Origin of the sequence: Martelella mangrovi, from assembly GCF_040545495.1 — a bacterium.
GTDB lineage: Bacteria > Pseudomonadota > Alphaproteobacteria > Rhizobiales > Rhizobiaceae > Martelella > Martelella mangrovi.
Genome location: NZ_JBEPLY010000002.1, coordinates 1 through 14,358 on the forward strand (window position 1 = coordinate 1; position 14,358 = coordinate 14,358).

Here is a 14,358-nt window from a genome sequence, read left to right on the forward strand (position 1 = left end):
CGACATATCCGCCGACCTCCATCGGCAGATAGTTTGAATCAGACCGCGTCTGATTTGCATAGACCCGGATTCAATCAGTCAGGGAAATGCTCTAATTCAGAAAAACTGCTAGAAAAAGGCTGGGTTCAGGCTCCAATAAAGCTCGTCCCGCGTTCTGTCGTCATACCGGCCTTGAGCCGGTATCCAGGGCCGCTTGCTGTGCGCTTCCAGAAGGAGTCTTTAAGGAGTCTTTGCGCGCAAGGACCTGGCCCTTGCTGGTTTCCGGCTCAAGCCCGAGGATGCCCCGGAGGGAGGAACAGCTTTACCAACAAAAAACCCGGCACAATGGCCGGGTTTTTCGTATTCTGTCGTCTGGTCTGAAAATCAGATGCCAAGACCGCCGAAGCGCTTGTTGAACTTGGAAACGCGGCCGCCGCGGTCAAGCAGCTGCTGCGAGCCGCCGGTCCATGCCGGGTGCGACGTCGGATCGATATCGAGGGTCAGGACATCGCCTTCATTACCCCAGGTCGAACGCGTTTCGTATTCCGTGCCGTCCGTCATGACGACCTTGATCATGTGATAGTCGGGATGAATATCAGCCTTCATAACTCTCGTTCCTGCAAGCTTGTTTAAACCCTGGCCGCCATTGCGCCCACCGGGGCTATTGAATAAACAAAGCCGTGAGACCCCAAAAAAAGCCACGGCTGTCGATTAGGTTGCGGTCGCTATACAGGAACGTGAGCCGAATAACAAGAGCCGCCGGATGCAATATCCGGCCTCGGCGAAAGTGAAGGAAATACCCGTGAGCAGAAATGCTGAAACACGTGGTGGCAGAGCGAAAGAGCTTCGGCCGCTGACTGCGATTTTACCCTATATCACCGCCTATCGCGGCCTTGTGGCCGGCGCCCTCACCTTCCTCCTGATCGCCGCTTTCGTAACGCTCACCCTGCCCGTTGCCGTGCGCCGGGTGATTGACCACGGCTTTTCGACAGACGATGCCGAACTGATCAACAACTATTTTCTTGTGCTCGGGCTGATGGCGCTGGCGCTCGGCATGGCCAGCGCACTGCGTTATTTCTTCGTGATGATTCTCGGCGAACGGGTTGTCGCCGACCTGCGGCGTGATGTTTTTGCCCATGTCGTGCAACTGTCGCCCGCCTTCTTCGATGTCAATCAGTCAGGCGAGATCGTCTCACGGCTGACGGCCGACACGGTGCAGATCAAGTCGGCCTTCGGTGCCAGCGCCTCGGTTGCGCTGCGCAATCTGATCATGGGCATCGGCGCGCTGATCATGATGATCTACACATCGCCGCGCCTCTCCGTGCTGGTGATTGCCGCAATCCCGCTGGTGGTGCTGCCGCTGATCGCCGCAGGACGCCAGGTGCGCACGCGCTCTCGCGCCGCGCAGGATCAACTGGCCGATGCGACCGCCTTTGCCGGTGAAGCCATCGGCGCAACCCGCACCCTGCAGGCCTTTACCGCCGAGGGCATGGCCTCAAACCGCTATGCACGCGGCGTGGAAAACGCCTTCGCCGCCGCCCGTTCGGCGCTGAAGGCACGCGCCGCGCTGACGGCCGTGGCAATCTCCACGGTGTTCTGTTCGATCACCGCAATCCTGTGGTTCGGTGCCCAATCCGTGCTGTCCGACACGATGACCGGCGGCACGCTCGGCCAGTTCCTGATCTATTCGGTTCTGGCAGCCGGCGCCCTTGGCCAGCTCTCGGAAGTCTGGGGCGAGCTCTCGCTTGCCGCCGGGGCCGCAGAACGGCTGAGCGAACTTCTGCTGGAGCCATCTTCGATCACGGCGCCTGCAAACCCGGTGGCCCTGCCCGCACCGCGCGGCGCGCTTGAGGCCGATCATGTCTGTTTCCGCTACCCCACCGGCGGCGCCAAAGCCGGCGCCCTGAACGGGCTGTCATTATCCGTTTCGGCCGGAGAGACCGTTGCCGTCGTCGGCCCGTCGGGGGCGGGAAAGAGCACGCTGTTTTCGCTTCTGTTGCGGTTCTACGACCCCGATGAAGGGGCGATCCGGCTTGATGGCGTCGACCTGCGCGAAGCCGACCCTGCGGCGGTCAGGGCCCGGTTTGCACTGGTGCCGCAGGATGTCGCGATCTTTGCCGCCAGCATTCACGACAATATCGCGCTCGGCCAGCCCGAGGCATCACGCGAAGATGTACGCGCCGCCGCCATTGCCGCCCAGGCCGACGGTTTCATCGAAAAGCTCGAAAACGGCTATGACACGATGGCGGGCGAACGCGGCATCACCCTTTCCGGCGGCCAGCGCCAGCGCATCGCCATCGCCCGGGCGGTGCTGCGCGATGCGCCCGTCCTGTTGCTCGACGAGGCGACATCGGCGCTCGATGCCGAAAGCGAAACGCTGGTGCAGGCCGCGCTGGGCGGGTTGATGAAGGGTCGCACAACGCTGGTGATTGCCCACAGGCTGGCCACCGTGCTGTCGGCCGACCGCATTCTGGTGATGGATGAGGGCCGCATCGTCGAAGAAGGCACGCATGAAACGCTGGTAGCCCGTAACGGGCTTTATGCCCGGCTTGCGCGCCTGCAGTTCAACACCGAGGAAACCGTCTGAGGATCAACCCTCAGGCTTTCGGCCGGTGGGCATGAAGGTTGCCGCAAAGATCAGTGCGATGCCGGCCCACACGATCGGCTGCGGCCATTCGTCGAAAACCACCAGCCCCATCATCACGGCCAGCGGCAGAGCCATGTGCAGGGCGGGCGTGAGCACCATCGCATCGGCCATCGAAAACGCCTTCAGCATGCAGAAATTGCTGGTATTGACCAGCAGCGCCGATACGCACAGAAGGCCCAGATCAGCAAGCCCGATCGGCGACCGGAAGAACAACAGCGCCGGAGCGGCAGTCATGCTCGCCATCAGCACATACATCCAGAACAATGCCGGCACGAAAGCCTCGTTCATCGCCAGCATCTTCAAAACGATGTTCTTGGTGGCAAGCGCCAGCGCCGCTGCGACCGCCACAAGCCCCGCCACCTGAAACGCCTCGCTGCCCGGCCTGAGGATCAGGAGGGCACCGAACAGCCCAAGGGCAACCGCCAGCCAGCGATGCCAGCTCGCCTTTTCCTTCAACAGCAGGATCGCCAGCGGAATGACAAAGAATGTCTCGAGCTGGAACAGCGAGACGGCAATCGCGAACGGCAGCAGCGACAGCGAGGTGAAGATCAGAAAACTGACAACAACCCCCACCCCCGCGCGGATTGCCAGAAGACGCGGTGAACGCAGCCGGAAACCGGCAGAGCCCTTCATGGCGGCAACCGGCAGCACCATCATCGCGGCCAGGCTGTTCTGCACGAAAATCAGCATGACCGGCGCGTGGCGGGCCGTCAGCACCTTGGTCAGCGTATCGATACAGCTGAAGGCGGCAACGCCGGAAATCATCAGAAAAATCGCAGCAAGTCGGCGACCGGGCCGCCAACGCACGACCCGCATAGGCAGGACGAAGGTCATCATCTACTCCTGAACAAGCATCTGTTCGTGTCGGGATGCTTCCTGGAGGGGCCCTCGTCCGCTTGTCAGGAAGAACAGCGCTTTACAAAAAGCGCGGCGGTTGGGCAGGCATGCCGTACCACCCTTGCGGAGACCGCAAGATAGAAAAGAGCGCAGCCAAAGGCAAGTCCGGGCGGACATATCCGGTCAATGCCGCAGGCAAACATGGTTTCGGTTTTTCGAAACCTCAGCGCTCGGTCAGCTTGAACTCGATACGGCGGTTCTGTGCACGCGCTTCGGGCGAATTGCCGGGTGCAATCGGCTGATATTCGGCAAAACCGGCAGCCACCAGCCGCGTGGCGGGCACGCCTTGTGAAATCAGATAGCGCACGACGGAATTCGCACGCGCCGACGACAGTTCCCAGTTATCGGCAAACTGACCGCCGGCCCGGATCGGAACATCGTCCGTATGGCCGTCAACCCGCAGCACCCAGTTGATATCCTCCGGTATTTCCGGCGCAATTTCGAGAAGCGCGGTGGCAAGCTTGGCAAGCTCGGCGCGGCCGTCATCATTCAGCTCATCCGAGCCGGAGGGAAACAGAACCTCGGACTGGAACACGAAGCGGTCGCCGACGATGCGGATATTCTCGCGGTCGGACAGGATCTGCCTCAACCGCCCGAAAAAGTCGGAGCGGTAACGGTTCAGCTCCTGCACCTTCTGCGCCAGAGCGACATTGAGGCGCCGGCCGAGATCAGCGATACGGGCCTGCGAGGCCTCGTCCTTGGCCTCGGACACTTCCAGTGCCTCCTCGACGGCGGCCAGTTGCGCGCGAAGGGCGGAAATCTGCTGGTTGAGCAGCGCCAGCTGGCTCTGCGCCCGCGCCGTCAGCTGTCGTTCGGCCTCAAGGTCTTCCGAAAGCGCGCCGATACGGGCCTGAGCGGCATCGCTGGCGCCCGCGCCTTCATCGAGCAGTGCCTGCAGGCGCGAACGGGCGGCCTGCGCCGTGGCCAGCGAGGCCTGCAGCGAGGCAATCGTATCATTGGCATCCTGCGTATTGCTCTTTTCCAGCGCCAGAAGCTGTGTCAGTTCGGCAATCTGGCTGTTCAGCCGGTTCAGCACCTCGTCCTTGCCGGAAATTTCGCGCGTCAGGATGAACTGGCCGATCACGAACACGGTCAGCAGGAACATGATCGCCAGAAGCAAGGTCGACAGCGCGTCGACGAAACCGGGCCAGTAGTCGACACTGCGGTTGGATCGACGATTGCGGGCCAGCGCCATGATTACCGGTCCTCAAGCTTGTCGGTGAGGCGCTGGAGGGTGCGCCGCAGTTCCTGCGATTCCTCGTGCTGCGCCTCGATCCAGTCGCGCAGCATCTGCTGTTCGTTGCGCATGTTCTTGACCACGCCCTGAATGCCCTCGGCAAGCTGCGCCATGGCGGGCACCGAAGCCGCGCCTGCGCCATTGGCCTCGGCGATCCGCCGCAGTTCTTCCGCCAGCACCTCGAACTGTTCGGAGGAACCGCTGGCAACGCCTTCAAGCGCCGGTGCGAGATCCGAGGTCACGTCGGTCATCGTCGAAAGCCAGTTTTCCAGCTCCATGTAGAAGCGGTTCTGGGCCCGCCCCGCCTGAAGGTCGAGGAAGCCGAGCACCAGCGAACCGGAAAGACCGAGCAGTGATGAGGAAAATGCCGTTCCCATGCCGGAAAGCGGCCCGGCCAGTCCTTCTTTCAGCGCATCGAGAACATCGGCGCTGTCACCGGAATTCGGATCGAGGTTCTGAATGATATCGCCAATCGACCCGATGGTGCCGAGCAGGCCCCAAAACGTGCCGAGCAGGCCGAGAAAGACCAGAAGGCCGACGAGATAGCGCGATGTGTCGCGCTGTTCGTCAAGCCGGGTGGCAATGGAATCGAGAATGGAACGCAGCGACGAGGTCGAAAGCGCCATGGTCTGGCGGCTGCCGATCAGCGCGCGCATCGGTGCAAGCAGCTTGGGGTCGCGGCCGACTCGGTCGGCACTTCCCGCAGCGCGGAAGGAATTGAGCCAGGTGACCTCGCGCCGCAACGCCAGAACCTGTGAGAACACCATCAGGATACCGATCAGCAGAACCCCGAGGATCAGGCCGTTCAGCCCCGGATTGGTCATGAAGGCCGAATGGGCCTGCCGGTAAAGGATGGCGACACAAAAGCCGATCAGGATCAGGAAGATGACCATGGTCCAGACGAAGGTCATCGGGCTCGACATCTTCTGGGCGTAGCCGCGCGGCTGAGGCTGGCGCCGATCGTCCTGTTCGAGTTCGAAATCCGACATTTCGCCCTACCCTCCGGTCATCGATGGCTGCGCCGGTACATTGCTGCACGGCCGAACGGACCCGAAGCATTCCTCCGGGCCGGTTAAAAGCTCTATTCGAAAATGGCGGCGATTTGAAGAGCGATGCACGCAAAACCGGTTTCAGTCCACCGGAAGCGGCAGGCTCTATTTTTCCAGACGACGCTGAAGCTGGTCGAACAGTGCAATCCGCATCAGCTCGTTACCGGCGACGACACTGCCGGTTTCAAGGCATTGCTGGCCGCCCTTGGTATCGGAGACGAAACCGCCCGCTTCGCGCACCAGGATCAGGCCCGCGGCCATATCCCAGGCCGAAAGCGCCTCTTCCCAGTAGCCGTCAAGCCGGCCGGCAGCGACATAGGCCAAATCAAGCGAGGCAGCGCCCAGACGACGGATGCCGGCAACCTCGCCCATGACATGGCGCAGTTCCACAAGAAACTTGCCATGCTGGCCGCGGCCGAGATGGGGAACGCCGCAGCCGATAACCGCATCGGCAAGATTGCGCCGTGCCGATACCCGGATGCGCCGGTCGTTGCAAAACGCGCCGCCGCCCTTTTCGGCAACATACAGTTCGTCGAGGATCGGATTGTAGATCACGCCGGCGACCACTTCGCCGGAGCGCTCCAGCGCAATCGAAACGGCGAACTGGGGAATACCGTGGAGGAAATTGGTGGTGCCGTCGAGAGGATCGACAATCCAGCGATGCTGGCCGTCGGATCCGGTCTCCTCTCCGCCTTCCTCACCCAGAAAACCATAGGTCGGGCGGGCGCGCATCAGTTCGGTGCGGACGATCTTTTCCGCCTTGATATCCGCCTGGGACACAAAATCGGCGGGTCCCTTGACGGAAACCTGCAGGTTCTGCACTTCGCCGAAATCGCGGGTCAGCGACCGACCCGCTTTCAGGGCGGCCTGAACCATCACATTGAGAAGGGCTGAACGGGCCATGACCAGAATTCCTTGATTATTGCACCGGCGCGGAACCACCCGCGACCGGCAAACAGGCTGTTGGCGGGTTCATGACCACAGAACGGACCGGAATTCAAGGCCTGTCAGGCATTTGCACGCACAGGCGTCTCGTGAAGAAGAGGCAGGCTGAGGATTTCCGTGCGGTTTCTGCCGGCGTTTTTGGCCTGATAAAGCGCCCGGTCGGCATGATCAAAAGCGGTTTCAAGAGGAACGTCGCCGACGGTAAAACCGGCAATCCCGGCACTAAGCGTGACGGAAAACGTCTCACGATCATGCGTGAAGACCAGCTTTTCAACGCGCGAGCGGATATGTTCGGCAATCCGCCAGGCATCATCAAGCGAGGTGGAAAGCAGCACGACGGCGATTTCTTCTCCACCATAGCGCACAACCAGATCGGAGCGGCGCATCCGGCTGGTGACCGTTGCGGCAACGCGCTGAAGGACTTCGTCCCCGCGCGGATGACCATAGCGGTCATTGACCAGTTTGAAACGGTCGATATCGAACAGCACGACGCAACCGGCGCGCCTGCCGGGTGCAAGCATCTGCCCGATGCGCCCTTCAAACTGCTTCAGCGCGCGCCGGTTGAACAGGCCGGTCAGCGGATCGCGCTCGGCATTGAATTCAACATCGCGCAGATATTCGGCGCTACGCCTCGTCCTTTCCAGTGCCAAGCCGAGCACGACAACACCGAGGATATTGACGATCGTGAGCGGAACGCTGACGCCGGCGATCAACAGCATTGCAGTGTCAAAATCGATGAGAAAGACCGAAAACGCCATCAGCGCCGCAAGACACCCCAGCACCAGAAAGCCGCCGGCTGTCCGCTTCTGCGGCATAAACCGGATGAACACGATCCCGGCAAGAGCGGCAATGACGATACCGACGACACCGGCCAGCATTCCATCTCCGCCGACCAGTATCCGAAAAGTCGCCGCGCAAGCAGCAGTAAGGACCGCGCCGCCGACCCCTGCAAATGGCCCGGCAAGCGCAATGAACACGGCTCTGGCATCAAAGACATAGCCGGCAGGCAGAACGATAGGGGTCGTCATCGAAGCCAGGGCGCCACAGGCCAACACCGCCGCGCTGGCATAGCCTTCATACCATTTCCCCCGAAAATGGCGCAGAATCAGGCCATATGCCATCACGACAAGCGCGCCCAGCCCGAGGCTGGCAATCATCTGTCCGACAAAGTCAAACTGCAGCACAAGGCCATTCCCCCACGAACTCCACCACCTATACGCGATAATTAGTATTTTATGTCATAAAACGTGCGTAACGTACACGTCAAAAAATGGAAATGACACAAAAAATACAAGTATTACTAGTAACGTCGCACGATCGCTCGAGATCGCAATGTAACTTTGGCACGGTTTTCTGGAGAAAGCGACGAGAGAAGTTGCTCCATTTCCTCGTTTTTTAGTCCAACATTACGCGCCGTCAGATAAAACATTGCCGCCGCCTCCCGGTCGACGGGCGTTCCGATACCGTTCAGATAGAGATAGGCCAGCCGGCTGGCGGCCGCAGCATTGCCGTTGAGTGCGGCGCGGTGCATCCAGTCAAACCCTTCCGGCAGGTTGCGCGGCATATCCGTCCCGTTGATCAGTGCCAGCGCCAGGTCGAGCTGGGCGGTATCGTGATCGGCATTGGCAGCACGGCGCAACCAGTAGCGCCAGAGCTCCCGCTTTTCCTCCGGTATCCCCTCAAGCGCGCGATAGATCTGGGAGAGCGCATACTGGGCATCGGCAATATCGGCCTCTGCCGCCATTTCATACCACGGCAAAGCGCTCCGAAGTCCTTCCGGACCGGGGTCTTCCTCAACCAGGATTGTCGCATGGTTGAAGGCCGCGAGCGGATCGCCCGCTTCTGCCGCCTGCCGCACCAGATCCCGCCCGGTCTGGCGCTCGTCCTCGTCATCGGAGCCGAGCAGGAACATCCCGTAGCGATTGACGGCAAATGGCGCGCCGCTGTCGGCGGCCATCCGATACCAGGCTTCCGGCGGCCCTGCCCGGTTTTCGGCAATCAGCTTGCGCTCGACCAGTTCGGCAATCAGGGTTTCCGCACGAGGATCGCCGCGGCCGGCGCGTTGCATCGCGGCCTCATAGGCGGCATCGAACAATCCGCGCTGATAAGCCCCGTAAGCCTCATCCACCGGTCCGTCATACGGTGTTTCAGGCTCACCGGCCTCGGTATTCTCTGTGTCGTCTGGCGTCTTTGCAATGTCGTCCGCCGTCGCCGCCGTCACCTGGGCAAATTCGAACGCATAGGCCTTGTCCGGGTCGCCCGTCTCCATGCCCGGCGGCAACAGCGCGCCGCCGAGGCGGGGATTGCCGGGCGCACCGGCAACCAGCCCGGCATCCGTTGCAAACTCCCGCGCCGTCAGCGCAAACGAGCGGCCCGGAAGCACCAGAGCAAAAACAGCGGCAACAACAACAATGCGGGTGCGGACGGTCATAACCTCTTTAATAATCAAAACGCGGCGCTTTTTCGTCGAGCACGGCATTGATCTGGGCGACCATCCCGGCTGCTCCGCCGGGCGCTGAGAAAACCGCCTTGCCGACAGCAACGAATTCCGCCCATGTCAACGCAGCCTCGATCACGCTTGCCGGTTCGCTTCCCGCCATCACGATGCAGGGGATTTCGACCATCGAGGCCCACCATTCGCCAAGTTCCAGGTTTTTGGGATGGGTCTTGGGCCGCGTATCGCCGTCCAGCATGCCGAAAAACACGTAATCAGGGTTCAGTTCCCCCAGTTCCAGCGCCTGATGGCGATCCTTGGGTGCACTGGCGCCGACAATCATGCGCGGCGAAAACCGGTCCATCGCATCGGCAAGAACGCCCGGCCCTCCCTCGATGTGAATACCATCGGCCTTGGCGCGCCCGGCCACACGGGTATCACCGGCAATGATGGCGGCGGTATCGTAGTTCTGAATCACCGGAACGATCCGTTCGGCGCGTTTTTGAAAAGCCTCGACGGGTTCGCCGTATTGCGGAAGGATAACCGATGCCACATCGCCGCCGCGCAAAGCGTCGGCAATCGCTTTTTCCTGCGCTTCCATATCCGCGATTTCCGGCGCGACAAGCACCAACCGGCAACGTTCCTGTTCCGTATCCATGTCTCTCATCCCCTTGCAGGCGCGCCGAAGGCGGGTTCGCCCTCTCGCCATTTCGGGATAAATCCGTTAGAGCGGAGTTTCAACAGGTGCTTTGATTTCATGCTTCCCGATCCAATCTTTTATGCGGCGGCGATCCCCGCCGTTCTTCTTGTCGGCCTGACGAAAGGCGGCATGGGCGGCGCGCTTGCGCTGCTCGGCGTTCCCATTCTGACATTCGTCGTCGAGCCGGCAACAGCAGCGGCCATCATGCTTCCGATCCTGATTGTCATGGATGGGGTCGCGCTCTGGTCCTGGCGCCAGTACGGACACTGGCCGACATTGCGCATCCTGCTGCCGGGCGCGGTGATCGGGACCATTTTGGGATGGTACACGTTTTCCGTGGTGCCTTTCGAGCTGACGCGGATGCTCGTCGGCCTCGCCACCGTCATCTTTGCCGGAAAATATTTCTATGATCGCTGGAAGCCCGGCGAAAAAATCGAAAAGCCGCCGGCCGGCCAGCGCCCTGTCGCCGCCACGATCTGGGGCGGCATCGCCGGTTATACCAGCTTCATCTCCCATTCGGGCGGACCGCCCTATCAGATCTACACGCTGCCGCTGAAGCTTGACCCGCGCTCCTATACCGGTGCCAGTGTCCGCTTTTTCGCCATCGTCAATGTGATGAAGCTTTTGCCTTATTATGCGCTCGGCGAACTCGGCGCGCCGAATCTGGCAGCATCGGCCACCCTGTTGCCCTTCGCCGTGGTCGCCACCGTTGCCGGTGCCACGATCGTCAAGCGCATGCGCATGGAAGTGTTCTACCCGTTCATGTATGCCATGGCGTTTCTCGCCGGCATGAAACTCGTTCTCGACGGGTTTTAAAAAGGGAATGCCGCGGCCACCGTATCAGTTGGCCGCGTTTTCTTTCCCGGTCGGGTCTACTCGTCCGACGGCGCGCGAATCATGCCGAGCGCGATCATATAGGTGTCGAGCACGGCTTCTTCTTCCATGCGCTCCTGCTCGTCCTTCTTGCGCAGCGAAATGATCTTGCGCAGCGCCTTGGTATCAAAACCGGTGCCCTTGGCTTCGGCATAGACATCCTTGATGTCGTCGGCGATGGTCTTCTTTTCTTCTTCGAGACGTTCAATGCGTTCGATGATCGAGCGCAGCTGATCGCGCGCAATGCCGTGGGCGTCGTCGGCCATGGTCAACTCCTATTTCGCTGAAAAATGCGTGGGCTCCTGCCTGCCGAAAACAGCGCGACAGGTCAAGTTCCTTCTTCGCTTGTCCCGTTCATTCACGCGGTTTGTTGTTTTCAAAACCGGCTTTCTGTTCGGCACTCGCCTCGCGCTGATAACGCGCCTTCCATTCATCATAGGGCATGCCGTAGACAATTTCGCGCGCCTCCTCGCGGGTGAGCGCGATATCTTCCGCCTCGGCGGCATCCCGGTACCAGTTGGACAGGCAATTGCGGCAAAAACCGGCAAGGTTCATCAAATCGATATTCTGTACGTCGCTGCGCTCGCGCAAATGCGCAACCAGCCGTCGGAAGGCCGCGGCCTCGAGATCACGTTTCTGCTCTTCGCTCAGTCTGGTCATGTCAGCCTCCGGGTCTCGTTATCTTACGCGTGAAGGATAATGGCGGCGCTCGTGCAGCGCCGCGTCCGCATTCAGCGCCGCAATGACAGGCTCGAGCCGGTCCGCCCACAGGGCAACCCCCTCATCATCGGCGATCAGGTCCTGCCGCACTTCGAGCAATGCGTGGGCAATGCCCTTCGTCATGCAGTGCCGGTTCATCGTATCGCCCTTCAGCGCACCGTCATAGGGCTCGTTGTCGCCCACGACCACGCCGTCGATGGCTGCAAGCATGTCAATCAGCGGTCGGACGGCCCGCGGGTCGCCGTCCCACAACACGCCCGCATGCCATGGCCGGGCAATATCCTTCCAGAACGGTGTGAACGAATGAACCGAAATCACCAGCGGCGGCCTGCCGGCAGCCGCCTCTGCCTGCGCGATCGTCTCATCGACGGCATCATGATAGGGCCGGTGAAAGGCGTCGAGCCGCCGTTCCCGCTCTTCGGCCGACAGCGGATGATTGGCCGGAATAATGGCGCCGTCGGAAATCTTCATGATCAGTGTCGGATCGTCCTCGCCGCGGTTGGGATCGATCAGCAGGCGGGAAAATGTGGACAGCACCGCCGGACAGGCCAGCCGCCGGGCCAGTGTGCGGGTCAAAGCCTCCACGCCGATATCATAAGCCACATGGCGCCGGAAAACACTGCGGTCGAGACCGAGATCGTCATACTCCCCAGGCACGGTCGCCATGGCATGGTCGGCCAGCAGGACTAAACCCGTGTCATATTTTCCCTTTATTCTCTCATAAGCGTTGATGTTCGGCATGGATATCCGCCGCAGAATTAACAATAATGCGGGTGATGGCATAGAGTCGGCACATTCGGCAAGCTGCAACCGCGCCATTTGCCTCGCTTGCTGCGGGGCTTTATGATAGAGGCTGCAAATCGATTGAATGCGCCTCCCGCACGGTGACGCAAAACGAGATCTGGTACATGCGACTGAAACCGAATCATCCACGAACCGGCCCAGCAAACCACGCACCCAAGAGCGTGACGCGGGCATTGACCTGCTCTGGCCTTTTCCTTGGCGGGCTTTTCATGGCAGCGCTCTGGCCGACCGATCAGGCACATGCCGAATTCCGGGTCTGCAACGATACGGCCAACCTCGTAGGCGTTGCAGTAGGCTATCGCGGTGAAGACGGATGGATTTCGGAGGGCTGGTGGCAATTGCCGGCCACCACCTGCGCAACCGTCGTGCCCGGCCCCTTGCAATCGCGCTATTACTATCTGTACGCCGAAGACGCTTCCGGAAGCGGACGCTGGACAGGCTATACCAACATGTGTGTTGCCGAAGAGGAATTCGAGATCACCGGAGTCCAGGACTGCTTCACGCGTGGCTATCAGCAGATGGGATTCAGCGAATACGACACAGGGCGGGAGGAGAGCTGGACCGTTCAGCTTTCCGAAAAGCCCAGCACCCAAGAAAGTCAGAACTGATGAGACGTAACAGAAAAGTCAAAATCCTCGCCACACTCGGCCCCGCCTCGTCTGAAGAAGAGCAGATCCAGAAGCTCCACGAAGCCGGAGCAGACCTCTTCCGCATCAATATGAGCCATGCCAGCCATGACCTGATGCGCACGCTGATCAAGCGCATCCGCAATGTCGAAGCCCGTCTCGGCCGTCCGATCGGCATTCTCTGCGACCTGCAGGGTCCGAAACTGCGCGTCGGAAAATTCCTCGACGGCAAGGTCGAGCTGGAAATCGGCCAGACCTTCACCCTCGACGACAAGGATGAGCCCGGCAATGAAAAGCGCGTTTTCCTGCCGCATCCGGAAATCCTGCAATCGGTCCAGCCCGGTCACCGTCTGCTGATCGATGACGGCAAGCTGCAGCTGCGCGCCGAAAAGTGCGACGGCAAGAGCATCGAATGCACCGTTGTCGCCGGCACCACGATTTCCGACCGCAAGGGCGTGTCGCTTCCCGACACCCTGCTCGGTGTCGGCGCGCTGACCGACAAGGACCGTGCCGACCTCGATGCCGTTCTGGAAACCGGCGATGCCGACTGGGTTGCGCTTTCCTTCGTCCAGCGCCCCGACGACCTTGCCGAAGTGCGCAAGATTGCCCGTGGCCAGGTCGGCCTGATGTCGAAGATCGAAAAGCCGCAGGCCATCGAGCGCATCGAGGAAATCATCGAAATGAGCGATGCGCTGATGGTGGCGCGTGGTGACCTCGGCGTCGAAATGCCGCTGGAAACCGTGCCCGGCCTTCAGAAAAAGCTCATCCGTCTGTGCCGCTCCGCCGGTAAGCCGGTTGTCGTCGCCACCCAGATGCTGGAATCGATGATCGAATCGCCGGTTCCGACCCGTGCCGAGGTTTCCGACGTCGCAACCGCCGTTTTCGAAGGCGCCGACGCCGTCATGCTGTCGGCTGAATCGGCTGCCGGCAAGTATCCGGCAGAAGCCGTTGCCACCATGGCGTCGGTCGCCCGCACCATCGAGCGCGAGCAGCTTTATCCGCAGATTCTCTACGCACAGCGCCCGCAGCCGGAAGCCACCGGCGCCGACGCGATCTCGCTGGCCTCGCGTGAGATTGCCGAAACGCTGAAACTGACGGCTCTGGTCTGTTACACGGCATCGGGCACGACCGGCCTGCGCGCCGCCCGCGAGCGGCCGAACGTTCCGATCATCGCGCTGTCGCCGGTGGTCAAGACCGCCCGCCGCCTCTCCGTGGTCTGGGGCCTGCATTGCGTGGTCGCCGACGAGCCGACGGACCTCGACACCATGGTGGACGGCGCCTGCCAGATCGTTGTTGACGAAGGCATCGGCAAGCCCGGCGACCGGATCATCATTTCGGCCGGCGTGCCGCTTGGCACCCCCGGCGCCACCAACATGCTGCGCATCGCCTATATCGGCATGGACGGCCGCTCCGGCGTCTGATCCGGACAAAAGAACAGATACCAAAC

15 protein-coding genes are annotated in these 14,358 nt (G+C 61.1%); 4 read left to right on the forward strand and 11 right to left on the reverse strand.

The genetic code is table 11. From position 1 onward, the window contains the following. Positions 1-363: 363 nt before the first annotated feature. Positions 364-585 carry a 50S ribosomal protein L31 gene (gene rpmE, locus ABID12_RS02390; protein ID WP_106301644.1) on the reverse strand — a complete coding sequence of 74 codons (222 nt, stop codon included), beginning with the start codon at positions 583-585 and terminating at the stop codon, positions 364-366. Between the two features lie 157 nt (positions 586-742). On the opposite strand from rpmE, the gene ABID12_RS02395 reads away from it, so the two are divergent. Further along, entirely contained in the window at positions 743-2,566 is a 1,824-nt protein-coding gene (locus tag ABID12_RS02395) for an ABC transporter transmembrane domain-containing protein (RefSeq protein WP_354432959.1), read from the forward strand. A gap of 3 nt (positions 2,567-2,569) precedes the next feature. Here ABID12_RS02395 and ABID12_RS02400 read toward each other — a convergent pair whose 3' ends face one another. The 7 genes from ABID12_RS02400 to ABID12_RS02430 form a co-directional block, all read right to left on the reverse strand. Then, positions 2,570-3,460, reverse strand: coding sequence for a DMT family transporter (locus tag ABID12_RS02400; RefSeq protein WP_354432960.1), 891 nt, complete (start codon positions 3,458-3,460; stop codon positions 2,570-2,572). Positions 3,461-3,686: 226 nt separating this feature from the next. Further along, positions 3,687-4,718: a peptidoglycan -binding protein gene (locus ABID12_RS02405; RefSeq protein WP_354432961.1), complete on the reverse strand. Its 1,032-nt coding sequence runs from the start codon at positions 4,716-4,718 to the stop codon at positions 3,687-3,689. A gap of 2 nt (positions 4,719-4,720) precedes the next feature. Next, a complete protein-coding gene (locus ABID12_RS02410) occupies positions 4,721-5,749 on the reverse strand; it encodes a flagellar motor protein MotA (protein WP_354432962.1) in 1,029 nt (342 codons plus the stop codon). A gap of 165 nt (positions 5,750-5,914) precedes the next feature. Then, complete coding sequence (locus tag ABID12_RS02415) at positions 5,915-6,712, reverse strand: inositol monophosphatase family protein (RefSeq protein ID WP_106301656.1); 798 nt, start codon at positions 6,710-6,712, stop codon at positions 5,915-5,917. Between the two features lie 104 nt (positions 6,713-6,816). Next, positions 6,817-7,938, reverse strand: a complete 1,122-nt coding sequence (locus ABID12_RS02420; RefSeq protein WP_354432963.1) for a GGDEF domain-containing protein — start codon at positions 7,936-7,938, stop codon at positions 6,817-6,819. Between the two features lie 116 nt (positions 7,939-8,054). Next, positions 8,055-9,185, reverse strand: a complete 1,131-nt coding sequence (locus ABID12_RS02425; RefSeq protein WP_354432964.1) for a tetratricopeptide repeat protein — start codon at positions 9,183-9,185, stop codon at positions 8,055-8,057. Positions 9,186-9,192: 7 nt separating this feature from the next. Continuing rightward, positions 9,193-9,846, reverse strand: coding sequence for a thiamine phosphate synthase (locus tag ABID12_RS02430; protein WP_319519485.1), 654 nt, complete (start codon positions 9,844-9,846; stop codon positions 9,193-9,195). 99 nt (positions 9,847-9,945) lie between these two features. Here ABID12_RS02430 and ABID12_RS02435 point away from each other — a divergent pair, with 99 nt between their 5' ends. Then, the gene (locus ABID12_RS02435) at positions 9,946-10,704 is read left to right on the forward strand and encodes a sulfite exporter TauE/SafE family protein (RefSeq protein WP_354432965.1); all 759 of its coding nucleotides are present in this window, start codon (positions 9,946-9,948) and stop codon (positions 10,702-10,704) included. A 56-nt stretch (positions 10,705-10,760) separates the two neighbouring features. Here the strand turns inward: ABID12_RS02435 and ABID12_RS02440 are convergent, their stop codons facing one another. From ABID12_RS02440 to ABID12_RS02450, 3 genes are all read right to left on the reverse strand, one after another. Next, positions 10,761-11,027, reverse strand: a complete 267-nt coding sequence (locus ABID12_RS02440) for a DUF2312 domain-containing protein (protein WP_106301671.1) — start codon at positions 11,025-11,027, stop codon at positions 10,761-10,763. An 88-nt stretch (positions 11,028-11,115) separates the two neighbouring features. Continuing rightward, complete coding sequence (locus tag ABID12_RS02445; RefSeq protein ID WP_354432966.1) at positions 11,116-11,421, reverse strand: DUF1244 domain-containing protein; 306 nt, start codon at positions 11,419-11,421, stop codon at positions 11,116-11,118. An 18-nt stretch (positions 11,422-11,439) separates the two neighbouring features. Beyond that, complete coding sequence (locus tag ABID12_RS02450; RefSeq protein WP_354432967.1) at positions 11,440-12,222, reverse strand: N-formylglutamate amidohydrolase; 783 nt, start codon at positions 12,220-12,222, stop codon at positions 11,440-11,442. A gap of 167 nt (positions 12,223-12,389) precedes the next feature. On the opposite strand from ABID12_RS02450, the gene ABID12_RS02455 reads away from it, so the two are divergent. Both ABID12_RS02455 and pyk read left to right on the forward strand, forming a co-directional pair. Beyond that, a complete protein-coding gene (locus ABID12_RS02455) occupies positions 12,390-12,893 on the forward strand; it encodes a DUF1036 domain-containing protein (protein WP_435528146.1) in 504 nt (167 codons plus the stop codon). Further along, positions 12,893-14,332, forward strand: coding sequence for a pyruvate kinase (pyk, locus tag ABID12_RS02460; RefSeq protein ID WP_106301680.1), 1,440 nt, complete (start codon positions 12,893-12,895; stop codon positions 14,330-14,332). The genes ABID12_RS02455 and pyk overlap by 1 nt, the downstream gene beginning before the upstream one ends. Positions 14,333-14,358 lie beyond the last annotated feature (26 nt).

Bases quoted from the DNA above. Each gene is read 5' to 3' on its own strand.
- rpmE (WP_106301644.1), bottom strand. From the start codon at position 585: ATGAAGGCTGATATTCATCCCGACTATCACATGATCAAGGTCGTCATG.
- ABID12_RS02395 (WP_354432959.1), top strand. From the start codon at position 743: ATGCAATATCCGGCCTCGGCGAAAGTGAAGGAAATACCCGTGAGCAGA.
- ABID12_RS02400 (WP_354432960.1), bottom strand. From the start codon at position 3,460: ATGACCTTCGTCCTGCCTATGCGGGTCGTGCGTTGGCGGCCCGGTCGC.
- ABID12_RS02405 (WP_354432961.1), bottom strand. From the start codon at position 4,718: ATGGCGCTGGCCCGCAATCGTCGATCCAACCGCAGTGTCGACTACTGG.
- ABID12_RS02410 (WP_354432962.1), bottom strand. From the start codon at position 5,749: ATGTCGGATTTCGAACTCGAACAGGACGATCGGCGCCAGCCTCAGCCG.
- ABID12_RS02415 (WP_106301656.1), bottom strand. From the start codon at position 6,712: ATGGCCCGTTCAGCCCTTCTCAATGTGATGGTTCAGGCCGCCCTGAAA.
- ABID12_RS02425 (WP_354432964.1), bottom strand. From the start codon at position 9,185: ATGACCGTCCGCACCCGCATTGTTGTTGTTGCCGCTGTTTTTGCTCTG.
- ABID12_RS02430 (WP_319519485.1), bottom strand. From the start codon at position 9,846: ATGGATACGGAACAGGAACGTTGCCGGTTGGTGCTTGTCGCGCCGGAA.
- ABID12_RS02435 (WP_354432965.1), top strand. From the start codon at position 9,946: ATGCTTCCCGATCCAATCTTTTATGCGGCGGCGATCCCCGCCGTTCTT.
- ABID12_RS02440 (WP_106301671.1), bottom strand. From the start codon at position 11,027: ATGGCCGACGACGCCCACGGCATTGCGCGCGATCAGCTGCGCTCGATC.
- ABID12_RS02445 (WP_354432966.1), bottom strand. From the start codon at position 11,421: ATGACCAGACTGAGCGAAGAGCAGAAACGTGATCTCGAGGCCGCGGCC.
- ABID12_RS02450 (WP_354432967.1), bottom strand. From the start codon at position 12,222: ATGCCGAACATCAACGCTTATGAGAGAATAAAGGGAAAATATGACACG.
- ABID12_RS02455 (WP_435528146.1), top strand. From the start codon at position 12,390: ATGCGACTGAAACCGAATCATCCACGAACCGGCCCAGCAAACCACGCA.
- pyk (WP_106301680.1), top strand. From the start codon at position 12,893: ATGAGACGTAACAGAAAAGTCAAAATCCTCGCCACACTCGGCCCCGCC.